Origin of the sequence: Burkholderia alba (assembly GCF_034721475.1) — a bacterium.
Classification (GTDB): domain Bacteria; phylum Pseudomonadota; class Gammaproteobacteria; order Burkholderiales; family Burkholderiaceae; genus Burkholderia; species Burkholderia alba.
The window spans coordinates 40,506-66,623 of sequence record NZ_JAWJWL010000005.1; the positions used below are offsets into that span (position 1 = coordinate 40,506).

At 68.3% G+C, this 26,118-nt stretch carries 20 protein-coding genes; 13 read left to right on the forward strand and 7 right to left on the reverse strand.

Annotation, left to right across the window (positions count from 1 at the left end; all coding sequences use genetic code 11):
• Nucleotides 1–11 precede the first annotated feature (11 nt).
• From RZR99_RS06790 to RZR99_RS06805, 4 genes are read right to left on the reverse strand one after another with little or no spacing between them, the layout of a single operon-like run.
• Nucleotides 12–4,199, reverse strand: coding sequence for a bifunctional nitrate reductase/sulfite reductase flavoprotein subunit alpha (locus tag RZR99_RS06790; protein ID WP_323118981.1), 4,188 nt, complete (start codon nt 4,197–4,199; stop codon nt 12–14).
• 28 nt (nt 4,200–4,227) lie between these two features.
• Nucleotides 4,228–4,581, reverse strand: coding sequence for a nitrite reductase small subunit NirD (gene nirD, locus RZR99_RS06795; protein WP_323118982.1), 354 nt, complete (start codon nt 4,579–4,581; stop codon nt 4,228–4,230).
• Nucleotides 4,582–4,611: 30 nt separating this feature from the next.
• Entirely contained in the window at nt 4,612–7,152 is a 2,541-nt protein-coding gene (gene nirB, locus RZR99_RS06800; protein ID WP_323118983.1) for a nitrite reductase large subunit NirB, read from the reverse strand.
• Nucleotides 7,153–7,170: 18 nt separating this feature from the next.
• Nucleotides 7,171–8,496, reverse strand: coding sequence for an MFS transporter (locus tag RZR99_RS06805; protein WP_323118984.1), 1,326 nt, complete (start codon nt 8,494–8,496; stop codon nt 7,171–7,173).
• 642 nt (nt 8,497–9,138) lie between these two features.
• On the opposite strand from RZR99_RS06805, the gene cobA reads away from it, so the two are divergent.
• The 4 genes from cobA (at nt 9,139) to RZR99_RS06825 (ending at nt 12,663) form a co-directional block, all read left to right on the forward strand.
• Entirely contained in the window at nt 9,139–9,906 is a 768-nt protein-coding gene (gene cobA, locus RZR99_RS06810) for a uroporphyrinogen-III C-methyltransferase (protein WP_323118985.1), read from the forward strand.
• Between the two features lie 112 nt (nt 9,907–10,018).
• A complete protein-coding gene (locus RZR99_RS06815; RefSeq protein WP_323118986.1) occupies nt 10,019–10,615 on the forward strand; it encodes an ANTAR domain-containing response regulator in 597 nt (198 codons plus the stop codon).
• Between the two features lie 10 nt (nt 10,616–10,625).
• Complete coding sequence (locus tag RZR99_RS06820) at nt 10,626–11,672, forward strand: CmpA/NrtA family ABC transporter substrate-binding protein (protein ID WP_323118987.1); 1,047 nt, start codon at nt 10,626–10,628, stop codon at nt 11,670–11,672.
• Nucleotides 11,673–12,066: 394 nt separating this feature from the next.
• Complete coding sequence (locus RZR99_RS06825) at nt 12,067–12,663, forward strand: uracil-DNA glycosylase family protein (RefSeq protein WP_323118988.1); 597 nt, start codon at nt 12,067–12,069, stop codon at nt 12,661–12,663.
• A 484-nt stretch (nt 12,664–13,147) separates the two neighbouring features.
• Here RZR99_RS06825 and RZR99_RS06830 read toward each other — a convergent pair whose 3' ends face one another.
• Both RZR99_RS06830 and RZR99_RS06835 read right to left on the reverse strand, forming a co-directional pair.
• A complete protein-coding gene (locus RZR99_RS06830; RefSeq protein ID WP_323118989.1) occupies nt 13,148–13,996 on the reverse strand; it encodes a class I SAM-dependent methyltransferase in 849 nt (282 codons plus the stop codon).
• 65 nt (nt 13,997–14,061) lie between these two features.
• On the reverse strand, nt 14,062–15,060 hold the full coding sequence (locus tag RZR99_RS06835) for a tail fiber domain-containing protein (RefSeq protein ID WP_323118990.1): 999 nt from the start codon (nt 15,058–15,060) through the stop codon (nt 14,062–14,064).
• 397 nt (nt 15,061–15,457) lie between these two features.
• Here RZR99_RS06835 and RZR99_RS06840 point away from each other — a divergent pair, with 397 nt between their 5' ends.
• From RZR99_RS06840 to xylB, 7 genes are read left to right on the forward strand one after another with little or no spacing between them, the layout of a single operon-like run.
• Nucleotides 15,458–16,735, forward strand: a complete 1,278-nt coding sequence (locus RZR99_RS06840; protein ID WP_323118991.1) for an ABC transporter substrate-binding protein — start codon at nt 15,458–15,460, stop codon at nt 16,733–16,735.
• 52 nt (nt 16,736–16,787) lie between these two features.
• Nucleotides 16,788–17,666, forward strand: a complete 879-nt coding sequence (locus tag RZR99_RS06845) for a carbohydrate ABC transporter permease (RefSeq protein ID WP_323118992.1) — start codon at nt 16,788–16,790, stop codon at nt 17,664–17,666.
• The gene (locus RZR99_RS06850; protein ID WP_323118993.1) at nt 17,654–18,466 is read left to right on the forward strand and encodes a carbohydrate ABC transporter permease; all 813 of its coding nucleotides are present in this window, start codon (nt 17,654–17,656) and stop codon (nt 18,464–18,466) included. Before RZR99_RS06845 ends, RZR99_RS06850 begins: the two co-directional genes overlap by 13 nt.
• 10 nt (nt 18,467–18,476) lie before the next feature.
• Complete coding sequence (locus RZR99_RS06855) at nt 18,477–19,511, forward strand: NAD(P)-dependent alcohol dehydrogenase (protein WP_323118994.1); 1,035 nt, start codon at nt 18,477–18,479, stop codon at nt 19,509–19,511.
• A 3-nt stretch (nt 19,512–19,514) separates the two neighbouring features.
• Entirely contained in the window at nt 19,515–20,711 is a 1,197-nt protein-coding gene (locus tag RZR99_RS06860) for an ABC transporter ATP-binding protein (protein WP_323118995.1), read from the forward strand.
• Between the two features lie 37 nt (nt 20,712–20,748).
• The gene (locus RZR99_RS06865) at nt 20,749–21,699 is read left to right on the forward strand and encodes an AraC family transcriptional regulator (protein WP_323118996.1); all 951 of its coding nucleotides are present in this window, start codon (nt 20,749–20,751) and stop codon (nt 21,697–21,699) included.
• Nucleotides 21,696–23,156, forward strand: a complete 1,461-nt coding sequence (gene xylB, locus RZR99_RS06870; RefSeq protein WP_323118997.1) for a xylulokinase — start codon at nt 21,696–21,698, stop codon at nt 23,154–23,156. Before RZR99_RS06865 ends, xylB begins: the two co-directional genes overlap by 4 nt.
• Nucleotides 23,157–23,211: 55 nt before the next feature.
• On the opposite strand, the gene RZR99_RS06875 is transcribed toward xylB, so the two are convergent.
• The gene (locus RZR99_RS06875) at nt 23,212–24,153 is read right to left on the reverse strand and encodes a LysR substrate-binding domain-containing protein (protein WP_323118998.1); all 942 of its coding nucleotides are present in this window, start codon (nt 24,151–24,153) and stop codon (nt 23,212–23,214) included.
• 155 nt (nt 24,154–24,308) lie between these two features.
• On the opposite strand from RZR99_RS06875, the gene gtdA reads away from it, so the two are divergent.
• On the forward strand, nt 24,309–25,355 hold the full coding sequence (gene gtdA, locus RZR99_RS06880; protein ID WP_323118999.1) for a gentisate 1,2-dioxygenase: 1,047 nt from the start codon (nt 24,309–24,311) through the stop codon (nt 25,353–25,355).
• A gap of 61 nt (nt 25,356–25,416) precedes the next feature.
• Nucleotides 25,417–26,115 carry a fumarylacetoacetate hydrolase family protein gene (locus tag RZR99_RS06885; protein ID WP_323119000.1) on the forward strand — a complete coding sequence of 233 codons (699 nt, stop codon included), beginning with the start codon at nt 25,417–25,419 and terminating at the stop codon, nt 26,113–26,115.
• Nucleotides 26,116–26,118: the final 3 nt, after the last annotated feature.

Below are 26,118 nucleotides of genomic sequence, written 5' to 3' on the forward strand. Positions count from 1 at the left end.
CCGCGCCGCCGTCAGTACACGTCCCGCATGTAGCGCTTGTCCTTCGCGAGCCGGTTCACGTACTCGCGCGCGCGATCGTCGCTCATCCCGCCGTGTTCGGCCACGACCGCCCGCAGCGCCGCGTCGACGTCCTTCGCCATCCGCGCGGCGTCGCCGCACACGTAGAAATGCGCGCCGTCCTCGAGCCACGCCCACAGCGCGGCGCCGTGCTCGCGCATGCGGTCCTGCACGTAGATCTTGTCGTGCTGGTCGCGCGAGAACGCCAGATCCAGCCGGTTCAGGAAGCCGTCGTCGCGCATGGCGGTCAGCTCGTCGCGGTAGTAGAAATCCGTCGCCTCGTGCTGCTCGCCGAAGAACAGCCAGTTGCGCCCCGTCGCGCCGCGCGCGCGGCGCTCGTGCAGGAAACCGCGGAACGGCGCGACGCCCGTGCCCGGCCCGACCATCACGATCGGCGCGTCGCCGCTCGCCGGCGGCCGGAAATGCGCGGACTTCTGCACGAACACCGGCACCCCCGCATCGTCCGCGCGATCCGCGAGAAACGTCGACGCGACGCCCTTGCGCCGCCGCCGGCCGTTGTCGTAGCGCACCGCCGACACGGTCAGATGCACTTCGTCCGGATGCGCGGCGGGGCTCGATGCGATCGAATACAGCCGGGGCTGCAGGCGCTTGAGCATGCCGACCAGCTCGCCGGCGGACAGGTCGACCGGGAATTCGTGCAGCACATCGGCAAGCTGGCGGCCCCACAGCCAGCGCTTCAGGTCCGTCTTGCGCTCGTCCGCCAGCAGGCTCTTGAGCGCGCCGTTGCGGCCGCGCCCCGCGACGAACGCCAGCGCGTCCGCGTGCGGCCGCGTAATGTCGTAATGCCGGCCGAGCGCGTCGGCCGCCCGCACGTCGCCGATCCCCGGCACCGTGACCGGCGTGTCGGCGTCGACCCCGGCCAGCTCCAGCAATTCGCCGACCAGTTCGGGGCAATTGCTCGGCCACACGCCGAGCGCGTCGCCCGCCTCGTACTCGAGCCCCGCGCCGCCCGTCGCCAGCGAGAAGTAGCGCGTGTCCTTCGCGGCGCCCGGCCGGTTCAGGCAGCGGTTCGCGACGAGCCGCGACAGCGCCGGGCGCGCCTTCGTCGGCACCGCGCCCGCCGGGATCCCGCCTTCCGGCGGCACCGCATGCAGCGCGGCGTCCTCCGCCTTGATGCGCGCGATCGCCTGTTCGAGCCACGCATCGGCCGCCGGCTGGAACTCGACGTCGCAATCGACGCGCGCCAGCAGCGGTGACGCGCCCAGCTCCGCCAGCCGGGCATCGAGCCGGCGGCCGTACCCGCAGAACGGATCGTAGTTGCGATCGCCGAACGCGAGCACCGCGTAATGCACGCCGTCGATGCGCGCCGCGTCATCGGCCCGCAACGCGGCCCAGAACTCCTGGCCGTTGTCGGGCGGATCGCCGTCGCCGAACGTGCTGGTCATCAGCAGCACGTATTGCGCCTTCGCCAGCCCGGCCAGCGGGTAGTCCGCCATGCACGCGGTGCGGATCTCGAAGCCGGAGTCCATCAGCTGGGTCGCGTAGCGGTCGGTCAGCGACTCGATATTGCCCGTCTGCGACGCCCAAAGCAGCACGACCTTCGGCCGCGTCCGCAGGATCCGCACGCCGGGAGCGGCGGCCGCGTCGGTGTCGAGCGCCGGCGCGGCCGCCGCCGGCACCGGGGAGGCCACCGGCGCGCGGCTGAACAAGCCGGCCAGCAGTCCGTCCACCCACAGACGCGCGTCGTCGGCCAGCGGCGCGTTCGCCGGCAGCGTGGGGACGCCGGCCGCCCGCCGGCCTTCGGCGGTGCGCAGCCCGCCGATGAAACCCGCTACGTACAGGCGCTCGCGCTCGCCGAGCCGGGGCGCGGCCGGGCCGTCGCCCAGGCCGAGCAGCGCGGCGAACGTATCGATGGTGCTCATGTCCAGTTCCTCGGAGGCCAAAGCCGTTCGATCGGCGACCGCGGCCGGCTGCGGCCCGGCCAGCGGATCCCGTTGCGCGGCGGGCCCGGCCGTCTGCGCCTCGGCATCGGGTTCGACCCGGCTCAGCGCGACCGCGCAGAATTTGAGTTCGGGTTGCAGCGACACCGGATCGATCGCATCGCTGGTCACCGCATTGATGCACAGCGCGTCGCCGAACACGTCGTTCCAGTGCATCGGCGTGAAGCAGCAGCCCGCCTGCACGCGCTCGGTCACGACCGCCGGCAGCACCGCGCGGCCTCGCCGCGAACGCACCTCGACACGATCCTTCGCGCGAATGCCGAGCGACGCCGCGTCCTCCGGATGAATCTCGACGAACGGCGCGGGATTCAACTTGTTGAGCATCGCGACCTTGCCGGTCTTGGTCATCGTGTGCCATTGATGCTGCAGCCGCCCGGTGTTCAGCACGATCGGGAATTCGGCGCCGGGCAGCTCCGCCGGCTCGACGTGCGGACGCGCGAAAAAGCGCGCCCGGCCGTCCGGCGTCGGAAACACGAGCGCCGGCCGGCTGCCGTCGACCCGTTCGCGCAGCGGCTGGCTCACGCCGTCGTTCAGATAGCGCACCGGATTGCGGTCGGGCCCGTCCGGCGCGCAGGGCCACTGCAGCGGCGTGTCGCGTAGCCGGGCATGGCTCGCGCCGCGCAGGTCGTAGCCGGTATCCGGATTCGTCAGGCGCGCGATCTCCGCGAACACCTCCTCGGCCGACGCGTAATCGAACGCGTGCGCGAACCCCATCGCGCACGCGACGCGCGCGACGATCCGCCAGTCGGGCAGCGCATCGCCCGGCGGCTCGACCGCTTGCCGCATCAAGGTCAGGTTGCGCTCGGAATTGATCATCACGCCTTCGGCCTCGGCCCACAGCGCGCCCGGCAGCAGGATGTCCGCGTAGCGGTTCGTCTCGGTGTCGAGGAACGCGTCCTGCGCGATCACCAGTTCGGCGGCCTGCAGGCCCGCGATCACGTTCTGCCGGTTCGGCACCGTCGCGACCGGATTGGTGCAGACGATCCAGCACGCCTTGATGTCGCCCGCCGCCATCCGGCCGAACAAGTCGACGGTGCCCCGCCCGGTCTCGGGCCGCAGCGTGCCGGCCGCGATGCCCCAGGCGTCCTCGACGAAGCGTCGGTCCGCGGCGCTCATCACCGAGCGCTGGCCCGGCAGGCCCGGCCCCATGTAGCCCATCTCGCGCCCGCCCATCGCATTCGGCTGCCCCGTCAGCGAGAACGGCCCGCTGCCGGGCCGGCAGATCCGGCCGGTCGCGAGATGCAGGTTGCAGATCGCGTTGGTATTCCAGGTGCCGTGCGTGCTCTGGTTCAGGCCCATCGTCCAGCAGCTCATCCACTCCGGCGCGGCGCCGATCCATTCGGCCGCGCGCAGCAAGTCCGCCTCGGGGATGCCGGTGATCGCCGCGACCCGCTGCGGCGGGTAGTCGGCGAGAAAGGCCGGCATCGCGTCCCAGCCGTCGGTGAATGCATCGATGAATGCCGCGTCGGTCGCGCCGTTCCGGTGCAGCAGATGCAGCAGCCCGTTCAGCAGCGCGAGATCCGTGCCCGGCCGGATCTGCATGAACAGGTTCGCCTTGTCGGCGGTCGCGGTGCGGCGCGGATCGACCACGATCAGTTTCGCGCCCGCGTTCACGCGCTCCATCATGCGCAGGAACAGGATCGGGTGGCAGTCGGCCATGTTCGCGCCGATCACGAAGAACAGGTCGGCGCGCTCGAAGTCCCGATACGAGCCGGGCGGACCGTCGGCGCCGAGCGACAGCTTGTAGCCGCTGCCCGCGCTCGCCATGCACAGCCGCGAGTTCGACTCGATGTTGTTGGTGCCGACAAAGCCCTTCGCCAGCTTGTTGATCAGGTATTGCGCCTCGATCGACATCTGACCGGACACGTAGAACGACAGCGCGTCCGGGCCGTGCGCATCGAGTACCGCGCGCAGGCGGCGCGCGGTGTCGGCGAGCGCCTGGTCGATCGGCAGCGGCACCGGATCGCGGTCGCGCGCGGTGCGCACGAACGCGGTGTCGAGCCGGCCCGACTGGCGCAGCGCGACGTGCGCCGATGCGCCCTTCGTGCAAAGCCGGCCGAAGTTCGCCGGATGCCCGCTGTCGCCGGTCACCTTGACGACCGCGCCGTCCTCGACGTGCAGCACCATCCCGCAGCCGACGCCGCAGTAGGGGCACACCGTCTTCACGCCGTGGCTCGCCATGATCGTCCGGGTTCCGTGCCGCGCGCGCCTAGACCGCGACCCACACCAGCCCGTCCTCGACCCGCGACGGATACGCATGGACCGACTTGTCCGGCTCTTCGAGGCATTCGCCCGTCGCGAGGTCGAAATGGTGCTTGTAGAGCGGCGACGCGACGACGATCCGCTCGCCGAAGCTGCCGATCAGCCCGCGCGACAGCACCGCCGCGCGCGACGACGGATCGACGTTGTCGATCGCGAACACGCTGTCGCGGCCGTCGTCGACATGAAACACCGCGACCTGCTCGCCGTTGACGAGCGCGCAGACGCCCGTGTTCGGCACGATATCCGCGAGCGGGCAGACGGGCGTCCAGTGGGATGGCGGTTGCATGCGATCGTGGTTCATCACGCGCTCCTGGCTGACAGCGGTTGGGATTCAGGGGGTTTCGACGGCGACGCGCGGGTCGACGCGTTGCAGTTCCCGCTCGGCGGGCGTCGCCGGGCGGATCTGGCCGCGTTCCTCGACGAACGCGATGGTGGAATCGGCCGCGTCGCTGTTGACGAAATGGCGGAAGCGCTTGCGGGTGTCGGGATCGGCGACGGCCTTCTTCCACTCGCACTCGTAGGTGTCGACCACGTGCTGCATGTCGGCCTCCAGTTCGGCGGCCAGCCCGAGCCGGTCGCGCACCACCACGTCGATCAGGTAGTCGAGGCCGCCTTCGAGGTTGTCGCGCCAGACGCTCGTGCGCTGCAGGCGGTCGGCGGTGCGGATGTAGAACATCAGGAAGCGGTCGATGTAGCGCACGAGCGTCTCGCGGTCGAGATCGGCGGCGAGCAGTTCGGCATGGCGCGGCTTCATCCCGCCGTTGCCGCAGACGTAGAGGTTCCAGCCCTTCTCGGTCGCGATGATGCCGACGTCCTTGCCCTGCGCCTCGGCGCACTCGCGGGTGCAGCCCGACACGCCGAACTTGATCTTGTGCGGCGCGCGCAGCCCCTTGTAGCGGTTCTCGACATCGATCGCGAGTCCGACGGAATCGCCCACGCCGTAACGGCACCAGGTGGAACCGACGCACGACTTCACGGTACGCACCGCCTTGCCGTACGCGTGTCCGGATTCGAAGCCCGCCGCGATCAGCGCCTCCCAGATCGGCGGCAGCTGCTCGACGCGCGCGCCGAACAGATCGACGCGCTGGCCGCCGGTGATCTTCGTATACAGCCCGTACTTCTTCGCCACCTGCCCGACCGCGATCAGTCCGTCCGGCGTGACCTCGCCGCCCGGCATCCGCGGCACGACCGAGTAGGTGCCGTCGCGCTGGATGTTCGCGAGGTAGTAGTCGTTCGAATCCTGCAGGCCCGCGTGCTCCTTCTTCAGCACGAACTCGTTCCAGCACGACGCCAGGATGCCGGCGACGGCGGGCTTGCACACGTCGCAGCCGAGCCCGTGGCCGTGCTTCGCGAGCAGGTCGCCGAAGGTCCGGATCCGCTCGACCCGCACCAGGTGATACAGCTCCTGCCGCGAAAACGGAAAGTGCTCGCACAGATGGTTGTCGACCGCGAAACCGTGCTTCTTCATCTCCGCCTTCATCACCTGCGTGACGAGCGGCACGCAGCCGCCGCACGACGTGCCCGCGCCGGTGCAGCGCTTCATCGCGCCGATGCTGGTCGCGCCCGCGCCCACCGCCGCGCAGATCTGCGCCTTCGTCACGCTGTTGCACGAGCAGATCTGCGCGGCGTCGGGCAGCGCGTCGGCGCCGAGCGCGGGCCGCGCGGTGCCGTCCGAGGGCGGCAGGATCAGGAATTCGGGCGCGTCGGGCAGTTCGATGCGGTTCAGCATCATCTGCTGCAGCGTGCCGTACTCGGCCGCATCGCCCACCATCACCGCGCCCAGCAGGTACTTGCCGCATTCCGACACGACGAGCTTCTTGTAGACCTGCTTGCGCTCGTCCGCGAACCGGTACGCGCGGCTGCCCGGCGTGTTGCCGTGCGCGTCGCCGATGCTCGCGACGTCGACGCCCATCAGCTTGAGCTTGGTGCTCATGTCGGCGCCGGCGAAGCTGGCGGATTCGCCGCGCAGCTGCTTCGCGACCACGCGCGCCATGTCGTAGCCGGGCGCGACCAGTCCGAACACCTGGCCGCTCCACGACGCGCATTCGCCGATCGCGTAGATGTCGGCATCGCTCGTGCGGCACTGCGCGTCGATCGCCACGCCGCCGCGCGGGCCGAGATCGAGGCCGCAGGCGCGCGCGATCTCGTCGCGCGGCCGGATGCCCGCCGAGAACACGATCATGTCGGCGTCGAGATGGGTGCCGTCCGCGAACGCCATCCGGTGCGTGCCGGTCTCGCCGTCGTCGATCGACAGCGTGTTCTTGCCGGTATGCACCTGCACGCCCAGTTCCTCGATCTTCGCGCGCAGCGTGCGGCCGCCGCCTTCGTCGACCTGCACCGCCATCAGCCGCGGCGCGAATTCGACGACGTGGGTATCGAGCCCGAGATCGCGCAGCGCCTTCGCGCATTCGAGCCCGAGCAGGCCGCCGCCGACCACCACGCCGGTGCGCGCGCGCGCGCCGCACGCGCGCATCGCCTCCAGATCCTCGATCGTCCGGTAGACGAAGCAGTCGCGCCGGTCGCGGCCCGTCACCGGCGGCACGAACGGTGCCGAACCGCTCGCCAGCACCAGCTTGTCGTAGTGCAGCACCTCGCCGTTCGACATCGTCACCGTGCGCGCGACGCGATCGACCGCCACGGCCTTCGTGCCCAGCAGCAGGCGGAAATCCTCGCGCGCGAAGAAGCCGGGCGCGACGAGCGAGAGGTCGTCCGCCGACTTGCCGGCAAAGAATTCGGACAGGTGCACGCGATCGTAGGCCGGGCGCGGCTCCTCGCACGCCACGGTGACGTTCAGCCCGTCCACCGGGTCCGCCGCCAGGCATTCGAGCAGCTTGTGGCCGACCATGCCGTGGCCGATGACGACGAGGTTCATGATGAGGTCCTTTTTCGATTAGTGAGCCGCGCCGGGCGCCGCGAGCGCGTGGGCGCGCAGCGCGGCCTCGCGTGCCTTGTGCTCGGCGCTGAAGCGCACCGCGAGCGCGCACAGCGCCGACGCGGTGACGCCCAGCCCGAGCAGCGTGAGCGTCTGGCTCACGTCGCCCACGCCCTTCAGCAGGAAACCCGCCGCGACCGCGCCGACATTGCCGCCCGCGCCGACGATCCCGGCCACGCCGCCGAGCGCGCAGCGGTCGACGAACGGCACCAGCGCATAGGTCGCGCCGCAGGCCATGTGCGTGAAGAGGCCGAAGGTGAGCATCGCGAACAGAGCCGGCGCGACGCTGCCCGCATGCGCGAACCACAGCAGGCCGAGGCCTTCGCCGACGATCAGCGCGAACAGCAGCGTCGCGCGCACCTCGAGCCCGCGCCGCGCCGCCGCCCGGTCCGACAGCCAGCCGCCGAGCGCGCGGGCGAACAGCGCGAGCAGGCCGAACATGCCCGCCGCGAGGCCCGCTTCCTTCAGCGACAGGCCGAAGTGATCGACGTAGTAGAGCGCGGCGATGTTGTGCATGAAGACCTCGACGCCGAAGCACGCGCCGTAGGTCACGAACAGCATCCACACGCGATAGTTGCGGCACGCCGTCGCGAAGCTCGCCCAGCCGCCCTTCTTGCCGCTGTCGATCGCGATGCCCCGCGCGCGCAGCGTCACGAAGTCGCCGCGCGGGCAGTCCTGCGTGCCGCGCCAGTAGAGCACCGCCATCGCGAGCATCGCGACGCCCGGCACCACCAGCGCGGCGCGCCACGCGGGGGACTCGCCGAACCCGAGCAGCAGCGCGGCGGCGAACAGCAGCGGCACGAGCGCCTGCGCCGCGCCCGCGCCGGCGTTGCCCCAGCCCGCGGTGGTCGCGTTCGCGGTGCCGACCACGTTCGGCGCGAACATCACCGACGTGTGGTACTGGGTGATCACGAAGCTCGCGCCGACCGCGCCGATGCCGAGCCGGCACAGCAGGAAGCTCGTGTAGTCGCGGCTGAACGCGACCGCGATGACGGGCATCGCGCCGAGCGTGAGGAGTGCGGAATACACCCGGCGCGGGCCGTAACGGTCGCACAGCGGGCCGACGATCAGGCGCACCAGGATGGTCGCCGCGACCGCCGCGATGTTGATGTTCGCGATCTGACCGGTCGTCAGCGCGAATTCGCGCGCGATCACCGGCATCAACGGCGCGCATGCGAACCACGCGAAGAAGCACACGAAGAACGCCATCCAGGTCACGTGGAAAGCGCGCATCGGCGCGCTGCGCAGGCTGAACAGATCGATGCGGGTTGCTTTGTCGAGCATGGGGGTTCCACCAAACAAAAACGGCGACCTGCGGCCCGGTCGCATGACCGGGTTCGAAGGACGCCGTTGCCCAGAAAAAGCCCGTTGCCGGACCGATCGGTATTCCGAATAGCAGGCGAGTCGCCGTTGACTCGCCTGGCGATCACTATGCAAACGCCATGCCATCGGGCGCGAAACCCCGCTGCGAAGCGCTGCTCCGGGCGATTTCGACGGTTTGCGCGACGCGCTTGCCGCTCGCCGCGCGACGCGTCGTGACGCACCGAAGCACAGATGTGGTGCGGCGCAGCACTGTCCGCGTGCGGGCCGCCGGTGCGCAGGGTGCCGCACGCGGCGGCGGATCGGGAGATGACGCGGGGTCGAATCGCGCCCGGTAGGTCGCGGCGCGCGAGGTCGTCCCGGGCGCCGGGCGGCGTCCGGGACGCGCGCCCGGTTTCGTTGGCCTGAATATTGCTGAAGAGCGTCTGTCACCGGCAACGGCGCCGGTGCGCGGCAACGCATTCCGTCCGCCCGGCCCCGTGCCGTCGCGGACTTTCCGGACAACGGCGTCCCTTCGCGCCCCGGCGCGGGCGGATGCCGTTTTTCGTCCGACGCGAGCGGTGCGCCGCCTCATTCGCCGCGCTTGAGCGGCACAGGAGCGACATCATGACGACGACCGGCAAGGTCACCTTGCTCGGCGCCGGTCCCGGCGATCCGGAGCTGCTGACGATCAAGGCCGCGAAAGCGCTTGCGAGCGCCGATGTGGTGCTGCTCGACGATCTCGTCGATCCCGGCGTCGCGGCACTCGCGCCGCGCGCGCGGGTCATCCGGGTCGGCAAGCGCGGCGGATGCCGCTCGACCCCGCAGGCGTTCATCGAACGGCTGATGCGCCGCTATGCGCGGCAGGGCGCGCACGTGGTCCGCGTGAAGGGCGGCGACGCGCTGCTGTTCGGCCGCGCCGGTGAAGAACTCGCGGCGCTGCGCGCGGCGGGCATTCCCGTGGAGATCGTCAACGGCATCTCGTCGGGCTTCGCGGCGGCGGCGAGCCTCGGCGTGTCGCTGACCCATCGCGATCACTGCCACGGCGTGACGTTCGTCACCGCGCACCGGCAGGATCACGGCGAACCCGACTGGGCGCGCGTCGCCGCCGCCGGCACCACGCTCGCGATCTACATGGGCATGAGCCGCATCGAGCGGATCGCCGCCGGCCTGCTTGCCGCGTTGCCCGCCGCAACGCCGGCGGCGGTCGTCCAATGGGCCGGCGCGCCGGGCGAGCGGCGCTGGACCGGCACGCTCGAGCGCCTCGCCGACGCGGCCGACGCCGGCCTCGGCAGCCCGGCGGTGATCCTGGTCGGCGCGGCGCTCGCCGCCGCGTCGAGCCTGGGCGATATCGCGGCGGACAGCGGCGCGTGGGCCGTGCCGCATGCGGCATGAGCGGCGGCGGCCCGGCTGCGGCGTTGCGCGCCGCCGTGTTGCGCGCCGCGTTCGGCGCGCAGGTACCAACCGGCATGACGACAACGGCCGCGCCCGCGTTCACGGTCCCTGAATGAACCCGTCCGATTCCGACGCCATGCTCCGCGTGCTGCTCGTCACCGACACCGACAAGCCGATCGGCGATCTCCGCCAGGCGCTCGCGCGGCTCGGCTATGCGATGCTGCCCGAGGTGGCGACGCCCGCGCGGCTGCCCGCCGCCGTCGAGGAGCAACGCCCGGACGTCGTCATCATCGATACCGAATCGCCGTCGCGCGATACGCTCGAACAGCTCGCGGTGATGAACGCGACCGCGCCCCGGCCGGTGCTGATGTTCAGCAACGATGCGGATCAGCAGTTGATTCGCGCGGCCGTCGGCGCGGGGGTAAGCGCGTATCTCGTCGAGGGCCTGTCCGCCGAACGGCTCGCGCCGATTCTCGAAGTCGCGCTCGCGCGCTTTTCGCATGACGCGCATCTGCGCCGCCGGCTCGCCGACGTCGAGCGCGAGCTGGCCGAGCGCAAGCTGATCGACCGCGCGAAGCGCGCGCTGATGGACCGCCGCCGGCTGTCCGAGCAGGAGGCGTACGCGGCCTTGCGCAAGAGCGCGATGGACCAGGGCATCCGGATCGTCGACGCCGCTCGCCGCTTGCTCGCCATGCACGAACTACCCTGACGGCCTCGCCATGACTCCATCGAATGACGCGTCACCCGAACGCACGCACCTCCGCCTCGGCTTCGTCGCGCTGAGCGACGCCGCGCCGCTGATCGCCGCGCAGCGGCTCGGCCTCGGCCGCCGCTACGGGCTGACGCTCGAGCTGCGCAGGCAGCCGTCGTGGGCCAGCATCCGCGATACGCTGCTGTCCGGCGAGATCGACGCCGCGCATGCGCTATACGGCCTCGTGTACGGCGTGCAGCTCGGCATCGGCGGGCCGCAGGGCGAGATGGCCGCGCTGATGGTGCTGAACCGCAACGGCCAGGCGATCACGTTCTCGAACCGGCTCGCCGACGCGTACCGCGACAGCAGCAGCGTGCGGGCCGCGCTTGCATCGCTGCAGCGCAAGCCGGTGTTCGCGCAGACCTTTCCGACCGGCACGCATGCGATGTGGCTGTATCACTGGCTCGCCGATCACGGCGTGGGGCCGCTGGACGACATCCGCAGCGTCGTGATCCCGCCGCCCGGGATGGCCGCCGCGCTCGCGGACGGCGAACTGGACGGCTTCTGCGTCGGCGAACCGTGGAACGCGGTGGCGGAGGCAAGGGGAGCGGGCCGGACCGTCGCGATGACGAGCGAGGTCTGGCCGGATCATCCGGAGAAGGCGCTCGCCTGCCGCAGGGAGTTTGCCGCGCTGTATCCGAACACCGCGCGCGCGCTGATCCGCACGCTGCTCGACGCGTGCCGGTGGCTCGACAGCCCCGAACATCGGATCGAGGCGGCCGGCTGGCTTGCGGCGCCGGACGCGATCGGCGTGCCGCTCGCGCAGATCGCGCCGCGCCTGCTCGGCGACTGGGGCGCCGGACCTTATGCGCGGCCGCCGCGCCCGGTGCGGTTCTTCGACGGCGGCGCCGTCAATCCGCCGCGCGCCGCCGACGGCCGGTGGTTTCTGTCGCAGTATCGGCGCTGGAACATTCTGAGCGGGCCGCAGGATGACGGTGCGATCGCCGACGCGGTCGCGCAGACGGCGCTCTATCGCGAAGCGGCGGCGCTGTCGGGGATTCCGGTGGTGGCGTGAGGCAGTGTCTCGGCGGGGGCCTCGATCTCGCTCGGCCGTCGGTGGAACGGCCACGCGCAGCCGCCGGGCGCGCGGACATCGGCGACGGACAGGCCGGCCGGCGACGCAAACCCCATCGCGCTCTGTAATGGGAGTCGCGCATCGCCGTTTGCCGTTTGCCGTTTGCCGTTTGCCGTTTGCCGTTTGCCGTTTGCCGTTTGCCGTTTGCCGTTTGCCGTATGCCGTTAGCCGTTTGCCGTTTGCCGTATGCCGTTAGCCGTTTGCCGTTTGCCGTTTGCCGTTTGCCGTTTGCCGTTTGCCGTTTGCCGTTTGCCGTTTGCCGTTTGCCATGCGTCATGCGTCATGCGTCATGCGCCGCCATAGCATAATGGCAGCCATCCCGACGCCCTTCCCCATGCCCGCACGACACGCTCCCCTCGACGCGCTGCTGACCGAAATCCGCGCGTGCAGGGTCTGCGCGGCCAGCCTGCCGCTCGGCCCGCGACCGATCGTCCGCGCGCGCCCGCAAGCCCGCATCCTGATCGTCGGCCAGGCACCCGGCGCGCGCGTGCATGCGTCCGGCATCCCGTGGGACGACGCGAGCGGCGAACGCCTGCGGAACTGGCTGGGCGTGGATAGCGCGGCGTTCTACGACGAAACGCGGTTCGCCCTCGTCCCGATGGGGTTCTGCTATCCCGGCCGCGGCACGAGCGGCGACAACCCGCCGCGCCCCGAATGCGCGCCGCTATGGATGGACAGGCTGCTGCGCGAGTTGCCGGATATCCGGCTGACGCTGCTGATCGGGCAGTATGCGCAGCGCCGCTTTCTCGCGGGCGAGCGCAAGGCGTCCGTCACCGAAACGGTCCGCGCGTGGGCCGGCTACGGCCCCGGGATCATTCCGCTGCCGCATCCTTCTCCGCGCAACCAGGCGTGGTTCAAGCACCATCCGTGGTTCTCCACGGACGTGCTGCCGGTGCTACGCGACAAGGTAGCCGCACTCGTCGGCCGCTAGCGCTCGCGGCGCCCCCAAGCGATCGGCGGCGCCGGGCCGCCGCCCGGCACCGGACTTTTAATCCGTTGGTCACAGGTTCGAATCCCGTACGGCCTACCAAAGAATTCAAGGGCTTAGCAGCAATGCTAAGCCCTTTTTGTTTTTGATCTACCCCGTATATTAGACAGTGTCTAAAATCATGCGGTTACAAATCGAAAGCTTCGTGTGTAACGTCGCGCGCGTTTTGACACTGTTTAGCGCCTGAATTGTCACTTCGCACCCGAACACCCTTAGCGGCCGTATTGGCGCTAAAACAAGCCGCCTCTGCAGGGGTAGCGTGGCCTTGCCGGATTCGCAGGCATCGACTGCGGATGCGGGGCGAGTCAGGTGTTAGTAGCACCAGATTCGTCGCCACGCTCTTTCTCAACTATCAAACGCCTCTCATCGCACATACGATGAGCACTGATATAGATCGACCGAACTTTCACTGTAGCTGGCCAACTCATCAAGCGATGCGCTCCAAGACGTAGAGATTTTCGTTTCCTGCCGAACGTCGATGAACTACCCGGAATCCGCCACTCGTCGAGAGCCGCCGAAGCAGTGCAAAAAAATCTCGCTCCCGCCAAGCATGAACGTGAATGTCCATCTTCGCAGTCATGATGCGATCGACGTGTTGCGGGACATCCTGAAGAGGGATCTGTTCACCCGTTAAGTAGGTGTGGACATATCGAACGTGCTCCTCATACGCTTGATACATTGTGCCGCTCCCGCCATCGCTCGCGTCCCGCATTGCATGCTCAACCGTCGTCGGTGGCCGCAGTTGATCAAATGTTCGCGTCATTTCCGGCACGACCAACACAAAAACACCCCCCAGGCGTAAACACTTTATTGATGCCAGTATCGATCCGACTGGGTCGAACAAATGCTCAATTACATGTGCAGAGATTACGAAATCAAGACTGCCACCCGCAATGCCCGTCATCGCCTGTGCGTCGATCGTCCCATCAACGATCACATGCTCGGTATCGAAGTACCGTGCCAAGTTTGAACGATCACGGACATCGCCGTAGTAGCATTCCGCGTCGGCAGGAAGAGGAAACGGCCGCGAACCAGCTCCAACCTCGACGCCTTGTCCGGCGATAAACCGCGTCGCATATTGACGCCCAGCTTCGATCTCGAGCGGCCATCTCGCTGCACGTTTGGCGCGCAGTCGTTTTACCGGATTGAATGCCCATCGCTCAAACGAACCAACCAAATTAGCCAGCATGTGACGCCCCGCATATTTTCGTAGGTTGTTCTGATCCGACACGCCCCAACCAACTGTCGAGGTAGCCGCGCTGCACATCGAGTTCATCAGACGAGTCCATATCATAGCAACTCGCAACGGCGAACTATTCGGTTATGCCCGGACTGCCCGCGCTACTTCGATGCGAGCAGTTTTTCCAAGCTTCCTACACGTTCGAGAAGTTGATGTGCCGCCTTCATCGTATCGATCAGCATCGGCCGGAGACTAAGCATCTTGGATGCATCGGGGTAATCAGCTGAAGGGTTTTCAACCCAATCCGGATTTATTTCCTCAACTTGCTGCGCGATCACGCCGTTATCGTATATCTTGCCGTTGCTGAAAAGCGTCCGTTCTTTGTATCGATAACTAACAAAGTCAATGCCTGCAATTCGAGCTAACGAATCAACCACCGACGGAACGATGTCTGCCTTGAAATTTCGATCCGATGTGTTCGAAGCGATGTAGGCGACGATGCCGCCATCAACTCCGATGTCAATACGTTGCGACGCAGGAACCCATCCCATGTTGCAAGTATGCCCTGCCCCAAAGTTGATGTAGTTCCCCGTGATCTGCCGAGTCGCAACCTGTCGCGCTACCCAATTCGACAAGTAGTCATTTCCCCAGATCGCCCCCCAAGCGTTGCCGTCCGTCTGGAAAACCGCCGTACCCACGTGCGCGTTATTGACTTGCCACGTCTCGCCGACATCCGAGCACTGCCATGGAACGGCGTTGTACGCGCTGTTGACAAGGTCCAGGCCACCGCCGTCCCGTGCGCGCAGGTACACCCAAGCATCTTGCCCTTGCCGCCAGTTGTGCAACGCGAGATCGGCTTGCCGTCCTTGACCGGAGAAAATGTAGCGGCCGGTCAGCGTGTCCCCAACCTTATGCGCAAGACCAGCGTCCAGCCACGCGCGCAGCCATCCGCCCCACTGCGGTCCCCATACGTTACCGTCAGTCGCGATAGTCGCGTTGTTGCCTCCCGCGTATGTCGTCCCACCCACGGTCAAATTGCTGCGCACCGATACCTGGCCACCGTCGAAAACCCACATGTTCGCGGCGTTGTTCGCGCCGTTCGCGAAGTTGATGGATTTCGTCGTATTGTCGGCTTGAATATTAGGCAGGCCACACGCCAAACTCCTTATGGGGAAAGGCTTTGAGGGTGTTTGCGGGCGGGACTTTCCGTCCGCCTCCCTTTCCCGCTTCGTCGGCGACGCGGAAATCGCGCATGAACACGGCTCCCGCGCCGTCCCGCCTCCCCCTCCGATGCGCCAGGTTTTCCCGATGAGGGAAGACCCCGAACACCGGCCGACGGCCGGCGCAATATCCGCGTTCCCGCCGCATGGCGCGCTCGCGCCGGAAGCGACTGACACAAATTGTGCGTCGCGGTGCCGTCGCTGATCAAAAAGTATCGGTCCCGTCCGTTTTTTCAAGTAGTGGCGCCGCGCGGGCGCCCACTACAGTTCCCCTCACCGGCGGCGCCCCATCCGCGCGACGGTCGCCGGACACAACGACATACATCAGGAGACGCAGGTGAACACGATTCGATCCCTCGCGGCGTGGGCCGCCATCGGCGCGGCCGGCCTGCCGGCCGTCGCGCTCGCGCAAAACTGCGGCGTGCCCGTGCTGAAAGTGCTTGCGCAGAAAAGCCTCGGTCTGTCGGTGATGGAGAAGTCGCTGCCCGACTACGAGAAGCGCAGCGGCACGAAAGTCGAGATCAGCTACTTCGGCGAAAACGACCGGCGCGCCAAATCGCGCCTGGACGCGTCGACGGGCGCGGGTTCGTATCAGATCTACTACGTCGACGAAGCGAACATCGCCGAATTCGCGTCGGCCGGCTGGGTCGTGCCGCTCCTCAAGTACTACCCGAAGGAATACGACTACGACGACTTCCTGCCCGGCCGCCGCGCGGTCGCGGCCTACAGGGGCGTCGCCTATTTCGCGCCGCTCATCGGCGGCGGCGATTTCCTGTTCTACCGGCGCGACCTGCTCGAACGCGCGCATCTCCCCGTGCCGAAGACGCTCGACGAACTCGTCGCCGCCATCAAGAAACTGAACGCGCCGCCGAACCTGTACGGCTGGGTGGCGCGGGGCCAGCGCGGCTCCGGCATGAACGTATGGCGCTGGGCGCCCTTCATGCTCGCGGAAGGCGGCGCGTGGACGGACAAGAACCAGAACCCGGCCTTCGATTCGCCCGCGGCCGTGAAAGCCACGCTGCTGTACCGCGACCTGTTCAAATACGCGCCGCCCGGCGCCGCCACGTATGACTGGAGCAACGCGCTCGAAGCGTTCCGTTCGGGCAAGGTCGCCTTCATGATCGAGTCGACGCCCTTCGCCGACTGGATGGAAGATCCCGGCAAGTCGAGCGTCGCGGGCAAGGTCGGCTACGTGAAGCCGCCCGCTCCGCTGCCGTCCGCCGCCTATGGCCACGGCCTCGCGATTTCGTCGGTCGGCGCGAAGGACGAATGCACCCGCCAGGCGGCCGGCCGCTTCATCGCGTGGGCGACGAGCAAGGATCAGGAGCAGGCGCGGCTGCGCGACAACGTGTTCAGCGACTACAACCGGACGAGCACGATCAAGAGCGACTATTTCCAGAAGCACGTGAAGCCGCAGATTCTCGCGGGCCTGAACGACACCAACCCGGTGACCAAGGTCACGATCTGGGCGACGCCGCAATGGCCCGACATCGGCGACAACCTCGGCATCGCGCTCGAGGAAGTGTTCACCGGCACGCAAGCCGATGCGCAAGGCGCGCTGAACGATTCGGTGCAATACGCGAAGGACGCGATGGAACACGGTTCGCGCAAATAGGACGGCGCGCCGCGCACGACGACGATTTCGCCAACCTCGCCGGAGAATCCTCATGTTCAACCGAGGCAAAACGAGCCTGCCCTGGCTTTTCCTCGCGCCGCCGCTCGCCGTGATGGCGGTCCTGGGCCTCGTGCCGACGATCGCCGCGATCGACCTCGCGCTCCGCAATCGCGTGCTGCGCTACGCCGACAGCGAATACGTCGGCCTGCGCAACTTCGCGCGGCTCGCATCGGACCGGCGCTTGCTGAACGCGATCGAAGTGTCGGTGCTCTGGGAGATCGTGACGGTCGCGGGCGCGGTCGCGGTGGGCGTCGTGCTGGCGATCTTCCTGTTCGAACGCGTTCACGGCCGGCTGCGCAACCTCGCGGTTCTGCTGCTCATCATGCCGGTGCTGCTGCCGCGCGTGTCCGCCGGATTCATCTGGAAATTCATGTACGCGCCGCTCACGGGCATCCTGAGCTGGCTGTTCGGGACGCTCGGCATCGACAACACGGCCTTCCTCGCCGATCCGCATCTCGCGCTGTACGCGGTGGCGCTCGTCGACATCTGGCAATGGGGCCTGTTCTTCTCGGTCGTCATCCTGAAGCTGCTCGAAACGCTGCCGCCCGAGCCGCTCGAAGCGGCGCGGCTCGACTACGCGTCGACATGGCAGATCCACGCGTACATCGCGCTGCCGATGCTCAAGGCGCCGATCATGAGTCTCGTGTTCATCAAGATGGTGGAGTCGCTGCGTTCGTTCGACCTCATCTACGTGATGACCAAGGGCGGGCCGGGCATCAGCACCGAAACGCTCGACATGTATGCGTATTCGCAAGGAATCGGGTTGTCCGGCAAGGTGTCGTACGCATCGAGCATGGCCGTGCTGATGATGGTCGCGACGACGCTGATCTTCACATTCGTCTGGAAGCGGGTGAACCAATGGGAAGACTGATCACGCGCGGCGGCACCTTCGCGATCGGCGGCTGCATCGCGCTCGTCGCCGCATTCCCGCTCTTCTGGGCGTTCCTGAATTCGCTCAAGCGCCTGCTCGACATCGTGTCGCCGACGCCGCGCTTCGTCTTCACGCCCACGCTCGACAACTACCGCCAGGTGCTGTCGAGCCCGGAAGTACTGATCGGGCTCGGCAACAGCCTGGCGATCGTCGGGACGGCGGTGGCGATCGGCGCCGCGCTCGGCGTGCCCGCCGCCTACGCGCTCGCGCGCTATCCGGTGCGCGGCAAGCGCGACATCCAGTTCTTCCTGCTGTCGCTGCGCTTCCTGCCGCCCGTGGCCGTCGCGATTCCGCTGATCGCCATCTGGGTCGATCTCGGCCTTTACGACACCCGGTTCTCGATGATCGTCACCTACCTGCTCGTCACGCTGTCGACCATCACGTGGCTGTCCATTCCGATCTTCCAGCGCCTGCCGCGCGAGATCGAGGAAGCCGCGACGCTCGACGGCTACGGCCCGTACGCGGTGTTCTGGCGCGTGGCGCTGCCGATCTGCGCGAACACGCTCCTCGGCGGCATCGTGTTCAGTTTCGTGCTGGTCTGGAACGAACTGATGATCGCGCTCGCCCTGACGTCCTCGCGCAGCGCGACGCTGCCCGTCGTCGCCTCCGCGTTCACCTCGCTCGGCCAGGAGGTGCCGTGGGGCGTCATCAACGCATCGACGGTGCTGCTCGCGCTGCCTCCGCTCATCTTCGTCGGCGTGCTGAGCCGGCTGTTGAATTCGATGCTCAAAAGCAGATAAGGAGATTCCCGTGAAAGCCCTCATTCTCGAACGGGCGCGCACGCTCGCGCTGCGAGACATCGATCTGCCGCTCGACGTCGGCCCCGGCGACGTCAAGATCCGGATTCATACGGTCGGCGTCTGCGGCAGCGACGTGCATTACTACACGCACGGCCGCATCGGCCCGTTCAAGGTCGAGCAGCCGATGGTCCTCGGCCACGAAGCCTCCGGCACCGTCGTGGAAGTCGGCAGCGGCGTCGCCCGGCTCAAGGCCGGCGACCGCATGTGCATGGAGCCGGGCGTGCCCCGCCTCGACTCGCCCGCGACCCTGCGCGGCCTGTACAACCTCGACCCGGACGTGCGGTTCTGGGCCACGCCGCCGGTTCACGGCTGCCTCACGTCCCATGTCGTGCATCCCGCCGCGTTCACCTACCGCCTGCCGGACAACGTGTCGTTCGCGGAGGGCGCGATCGTCGAGCCCCTGTCGATCGGCTTGCAGGCGGCCAAGAAGGCCGCGATGAAGCCGGGCGACACGGCCGTCGTCGTCGGCGCCGGCACCATAGGCGCGATGACGGCGCTCGCCGCGCTGGCGGGCGGCGCGTCGCGCGTGATCCTCGCCGACGTCGTGCCGGAGAAGCTCGCGCTGTTCGCGTCGAACCCGGCGGTGACCACGGTCGATGTGCGCGTCCGATCGCTGCATGACGCGGTGCTGGCCGCGACCGACGGATGGGGCGCGGACGTCGTCTTCGAAGCGAGCGGCAATCCGAAGGCCTACGCGGGCCTGATCGACCTGTCGTGCCCGGGCGGCTGCATCGTGCTGATCGGCATGCCGCTCGAACCGGTTGCGCTCGACGTCGTCGCGCTGCAGGCCAAAGAGGCGAGAATCGAATCGGTGTTCCGTTATGCGAACGTTTTTCCTCGGGCGCTCGCGCTCATCGGCTCGGGGATGATCGACGTGAAGCCGTTCATCTCGCGCACCTTCCCGTTCTCCGACGGCCTGCGCGCATTCGAGGAGGCGGCGAGCGGCGCGCCGTCCGACGTGAAAATCCAGATCGAGATGGATTGAACCATGGCACAGATCATCTGCAAGGGATTGACGAAGCGATACGACCACGGCGCGCCGGTGCTGCATCCGCTCGATCTCGCCATCGGCGACGGCGAATTCATCGTGCTGCTCGGACCGTCCGGCTGCGGCAAGTCGACGATGCTGCGCATGGTCGCGGGTCTCGAAGCCATCACGGGCGGCGAGCTATCGATCGGCGCCAGAGTCGTCAACGATCTGCCGCCGCGCGAACGCAATGTCGCGATGGTGTTCCAGAATTACGCGCTGTATCCGCACATGACCGTGTACGACAACATTGCGTTCGGCCTGCGGCGCCTTTCGACTCCGCCGGACGAGATCGACCGGCGCGTGCGCGACGTGGCGAAGGTGCTGAACCTCGACGCGCTGCTCGATCGCAAGCCGCGCGCGATGTCGGGCGGGCAGCAGCAGCGCGCCGCGATCGCCCGCGCGATGATCAAGACGCCGGACGTGTTCCTGTTCGACGAGCCGCTGTCGAATCTCGATGCGAAATTGCGCGCGCAGCTGCGCGGCGACATCAAGCGCCTGCATCGGCGCCTCAGGACCACGACGCTCTACGTCACCCACGACCAGCTCGAAGCGATGACGCTCGCGGATCGCGTGGTGCTGATGCGCGACGGCCGCATCGAGCAGATCGGCGCCCCGGCCGACCTGTACCGCTGCCCGCATACGATATTCGCCGCCGGCTTCATCGGCACGCCCGCGATGAATTTCATCGATGGCGCGATCGCGCTGCGCGACGCCGAGCGCGCGGTCGTATGCGGCAACGCACGCTGGCCGCTGTCGGAGCGCCGCTTCTCGACGCTGCGCGACGGCCAGGCGGTCAAATTCGCGATCCGGCCGAACCACCTGCGCATCGATACCGGCGCGCCGCCGCCCGACACCGCCGCGCTCGCGCTGGCGGGCCGGATCGAGCTGGTGGAGCTGCTGGGCGCCGAGGCGCTCGTCACGCTCGACTGGGACGGTACGCCGTTTGCCGCGCTCGCGCCGGCGGCGGCCGCCCCCGAGCCCGGCGCCGTGATAACGTTCCGGTTCGACGAGCGCGATCTGCATCTGTTCGATGCGGACACAGGACGCAACGTGATGCTGCCGGACGCCGGCGGCGGGCCCGAACCCGCTGCGCCCGGCGCTGGAGACCCGCGACGAGCGCACGCGGATCGCACGCCGTCCCTGTCGCACCCGTGAAGTCAGGCGGCCCCGGCGCGCCGCGAAGGAGCGAGACATGAATCCGGATCTGGAGATCGTCCATACGCGGCGCGACGAATCGTTTCGCGCGTGGGTGCACGACTACCCGCACTCCGTGGCGAAATGGCACTTTCACCCGGAGTACGAAATCCACGTGATCCGGGCGTCGCACGGCAAGTTCTTCGTCGGCGACTACATCGGCGATTTCGCGCCGGGCAACCTCGTCATCGTCGGCCCCAACCTTCCGCACAACTGGATCAGCGAACTCGACGAGAACGAGCGCGTACCGTCGCGCGACGTCGTGCTCCAGTTCTCGCGCCAGGCGGTCGAGAAGATGATGGAGGCCTTCACCGAACTGCAGGCGGTGATCGGCCTCATCGACGACGCGTCGCGCGGCGTGCAGTTTCCCGACCCGATCGGACTCGCGGTCGCGCCGCTGATCGCCGAGCTGTCGGCGACGCACGGCTGCCGGCGCGTGGAACGCTTGATGTCGCTCTTCGACCGGCTGCTGTCGTGCGAGGAACGCCGCCTGCTGGCGGGCCCGGCGTACCGCATCGACGCGCAGCACTACATGTCGTCGACGATCAATCAGGTGCTCGCCTATCTGCGGCAGAACCTGCCGGGGGCGCTGCGCGAAGCCGACGTCGCCGCGTTCGCCGGCATGAGCATCAGCACGTTCACGCGTTTTTTCCGGCGCCACACGGGGTCGACGTTCGTGCAGTACCTGAACCGGCTGCGCATCAACGAAGCTTGCGAACTGCTGATGTTCTCGGGCTTGAACGTGACGGACATCTGCTACCGGGTCGGCTTCAACAATCTGTCGAATTTCAACCGGCAGTTCCTGTCGATGAAAGGCATGCCGCCGTCGCGATTCCGCGCGCTGCATCAACTCAACGACACCGCTTCCGACCCGCGCCACGCGGGCACCCAGCGCGTTCGGCTGCCTGTCGGCGCGGCCGCGCCTGTCGACCGGACCTTGCACCCGTGACCTTCCTCGGCATCGATCTCGGCACCTCCGAGGTCAAGGCGGTCCTCACCGACTCCGCTTCGGCGACGCTCGCGACGTCGCACGCCCCGCTCGATGTCCAACGCCCGCATCCGCACTGGTCCGAGCAGAGTCCGCAAGCGTGGTGGCACGCGACGCTCGACGCCGTCGCCGCGATCAGGGCGGCCCATCCGCGCGCCTTCGCCGCATTGCGGGGCATCGGCCTGTCGGGGCAGATGCACGGCGCGACGCTGCTCGACCGCTCGGGCCAGGTGCTGCGTCCCGCGATTCTGTGGAACGACACGCGCGCGGCCGCCGAATGCGTCGAGCTGGAGGCGCTGGTACCCGAGTCGCGCGCCATCACCGGCAATCTCGCGATGCCCGGATTCACCGCGCCGAAACTGCGGTGGCTCGCCAAGTACGAGGCCGCCGTGTTTCGCGCCACGCACAAGGTCCTGCTGCCGAAGGACTATCTCGCCTGGCGGCTGTCCGGCGAATTCGTTTCCGACTGCTCGGATGCGTCCGGCACGTTGTGGCTCGACGTCGCGCGGCGCGACTGGTCCGACCGGATGCTCGGCGCGACCGACCTGTCGCGCGCGCACATGCCGCGTCTCGTTGAAGGCAGCGATGCGGCCACGCAGCTGCGCGACGCGCTGCGACGCGACTGGGGGCTCGACCATCCGGTCGTGATCGCGGGCGGCGCGGGCGACAATGCCGCGAGCGCCATCGGCATGGGCATCGCGAACGCGGGCCGCGCGTTCCTGTCGCTCGGGACGTCGGGCGTGCTGTTCGCGGGCAACGACCGGTTCGCGCCGAACCCCGGGCAAGGGGTCCATGCGTTCTGCCATTGCCTGCCGGGACGCTGGCACCAGATGAGCGTGATCCTGTCGGCGGCCGCGAGCCTCGACTGGCTGGCGAAAGCGCAGGGCGCCAGCGTCGCGACGCTGGCCGCGCGCGCGGCCGACAGCGATGTCGCATCCGCTCCGATCTTCCTGCCCTATCTGAGCGGCGAGCGCACCCCGCACAACGACGCGAATGCGCGGGGCGTGTTCTGGGGGCTCACGAGCGAGCATCGCAGCGCCGACCTTGCCTATGCGGTGATGGAAGGCGTCGCGTTCGCGATGTCCGACGGCTATGCCGCGATGCAGGGCGCGGGCACGGCGCTCGCGGAAGCGTCGTTCATCGGCGGCGGCTCGAAGAGCGCCTTCTGGGCGCAGCTTTGCGCGTCGGCGACCGGCATCGTCATGCACCGCCACGCGGACAGCGCGGTCGGCGCGGCGCTGGGCGCGGCGCGGCTTGCGCGGCTCGCCGCGACGCGCGACACGGTGGACGAGGTGTGCGCGCCGCCGCCCGTCGCCGAATCCTGCGCGCCCGATACGGCTCGCCGGACCCTGCTCGACGAACGCCTGGCTCGGTTTCGCCGGCTTTATGTCGCGTTGCGGCCGGAGTTTTCCGCTTAGGAAGCTGGACGATCCATCCGGACCCGCGCGGGAGCGGGCGCGACGATCGAACCGCTCACGCCCCCGCCGCCGCCCACCCGCTCAACCCCGGCTCGGCCGACAGCCGCAGGCTCTCGATCGCCAGTGCGACCGCCTGCCGGGACGCGCTGTCCGGATGCCAATACATCGACACGGAGCCGAAGCCGTCGAGCCGCATCGGCAGGATCCGCACCGCATTCAACTGCTCGAAGCGCAGCGCGGCGCGATGCGACGCCACGCCGATCAGGTCGGTGTTGTTCAGCAAGGTCAGATTGAGGATCGACGAATTCGATTCGACGCAATGGCCGGGCAACGCATGCCCGGCCGCCGCCAGCGCCGTCTCGAATGCGTTGCGCACCGGCGTGCCCGGCGGCCAGACGATCCACGCACAGCCCAGCACGTCGTCCCAGTCCAGCGCGCCCCGCTCGAACAGCGGATGCCCCGGCCGCGCGACGAAGTTGATCGGCTCCATGTAAAGCTTCTCGGTGCGCAGGTGCGGATCGGGCAGCGTCTGGTCGGTGCGGCCCACCACGATATCCAGCTCGCCGCGTTGCAGCTGCGGCATCAGCACGTTCATCGTGCCCTCGACAAGCCGCACGTGCGCGCGCGGCATATGCCGCAGCAGCCGCGCGACCGCCAGCGGCACCGTGTCCGCCGCCGACACCCCCGACGTGCCGATCGTCACGAGCCCGCTCCCGCCATCGCGCAGCGCCCGCATGTCGTCGCGCGCAAGATCGAGGTGCGCGTCGATCTTGCGCGCGTGCTCGATCAGCGCCGTGCCGTTCGCGGTCGGCCGCAGCCCGCGCGCATGCCGCTCGAACAGCGGCATGCCGATGTCTTCCTCCAGTTCCTTCAGCCACTTCGACAGCGCGGGCTGCGTCGTGTTGAGCGCCGTCGCCGACTGGCTCAGGTTGCCCGTGTGCGCAAGGCTCAACAGCACCTGCAGATGACGCAGGCGCAGGCGGTGCGTCCAGTCCATGGCCCCTCCAGGTATATCCGCAATCATATGGATCAGATGATTTAGGCATTTTACCGGGTATGCCTGGCTGGCATATAAATCAGCTGACGGCTTATCCGCGCAGCCTTTCGCGCCCGCGCGGCACACCCCGAATACCCGACCCGCTGGAGACGCCCATGCCCACCCCCGCCCCGGATCCGGAACGGACCGCCTATTACGAGCAGATCGCCGCCCAGCGGCTGACGCCGCTGTGGGAGTCGCTGCATAGCCTGGTGCCGCGCGAACCTCGGCCGAAGGCCCGGCCCGCGATCTGGAAATATGCGCGGATCCGCGATCTCGTGATGCAGGCGGGGCGTCTCATCAGCGCGGCAGAGGCTGTGCGGCGCGTGCTGATTCTCGAGAATCCCGGGCTGCCCGGCAAGGCGAGCATGACGCCCAACCTCTACGCGGGCCTGCAGTTGATCCTCCCCGGCGAGATCGCGCCGAGCCATCGGCACACGCAATCCGCGCTGCGCTTCATCGTCGAGGGCACCACCGCGTGGACGGCCGTCAACGGCGAGCGCACGACCATGCGCCCGGGCGATTTCGTCATCACGCCGTCCTGGACCTGGCACGACCACGGCAATCGCCCGGCCGACGACGGCGGCGAGCCGGTCGTCTGGCTCGACGGGCTCGACATCCCGCTCGTCGCGACGATGGATGCCGGCTTCGCGGAAAACTATCCGGAAGCGACCCAGCCCGTCACGCGTCCGGAGGGCGACAGCTTCGCGCGCTTCGGCCACAACATGGCGCCGGTGCGCCAACGCGCGCCCGATCCGACCTCCCCGATCTTCAACTACCCGTACGAACGCAGCCGCGAGGCGCTCGACAGTCTCTACCGCCACGGCGAACTCGACCCGTGGGACGGCGTGAAGCTGCGCTACGTGAACCCCGCCACGGGCGGCTGGCCGATGCCGACCATCGCGACCTTCATGCAGTACCTGCCCGCCGGCTTCCGAGGCCGCGCTTACCGCAGCACCGACGCGACGATCTACAGCGTGGTCGAAGGGCACGGCACGGTGCGGATCGGCGCCGATACGTTCGAATTCGAGCCGCGCGACGTGTTCGTCGCGCCGTCGTGGCAGCCGGTGAGCCTGTCCGCCGACGACGGCAGCGTGCTGTTCAGCTATTCGGACCGGCCGGTGCTCGCCGCGCTGAACCTGCTGCGCGAAGCCCGCGAATAAGCCCGCTTCGCTTCGCGCGCGGCCCCCTCCTTCCTCTCTCTCTTTTCCCAGCGAGTTCGTCATGACTTTCGTCTTCCCTCCCGAGCCGCCCGTCGCGGTGCCCGTCGCCGGCTCCGGCGATCTGTTCGCGGTGCGCCGCGTCTATTGCGTCGGCCGCAACTACGCGGCGCACGCGCGCGAGATGGGCTTCGATCCCGATCGCGAGCCGCCGTTCTTCTTCTGCAAGCCCGCCGATGCGGTCGTCCCGGTCGCCTACGGCGACACGCTCGACCTCGCCTATCCCGCCCGGACCCGCAACTACCACTACGAAGCGGAACTGGTTGCCGTGATCGGCAAGGGCGGCGCGGATATCCCGCGCGAACGCGCGCTCGAACACGTGTGGGGGTACGCGGTCGGTCTCGACATGACCCGCCGCGACCTGCAGATGAAAATGCGCGAGATGGGCCGTCCGTGGGAAATCGGCAAGGCGTTCGACCGCTCCGCGCCGCTCGGCCCGATCCATCCCGCAAGTACCGTCGGACATATCGACACGGGCGCCCTGTGGCTGACCGTCAACGGCGAGACCCGGCAGCGGAGCGACGTGTCGCATCTCATCTGGTCGGTGGCCGAAACGGTGGCGGATCTGTCGACGTATTTCCGCCTCGAACCCGGCGACGTGATTTTCACGGGCACGCCGGAGGGCGTCGGCGCGGCGGCGAGCGGCGACGTGATGCGCGTCGGCGTCGACCGTCTCGGCGAACTGACGGTTCGCGTGATCTGAAGA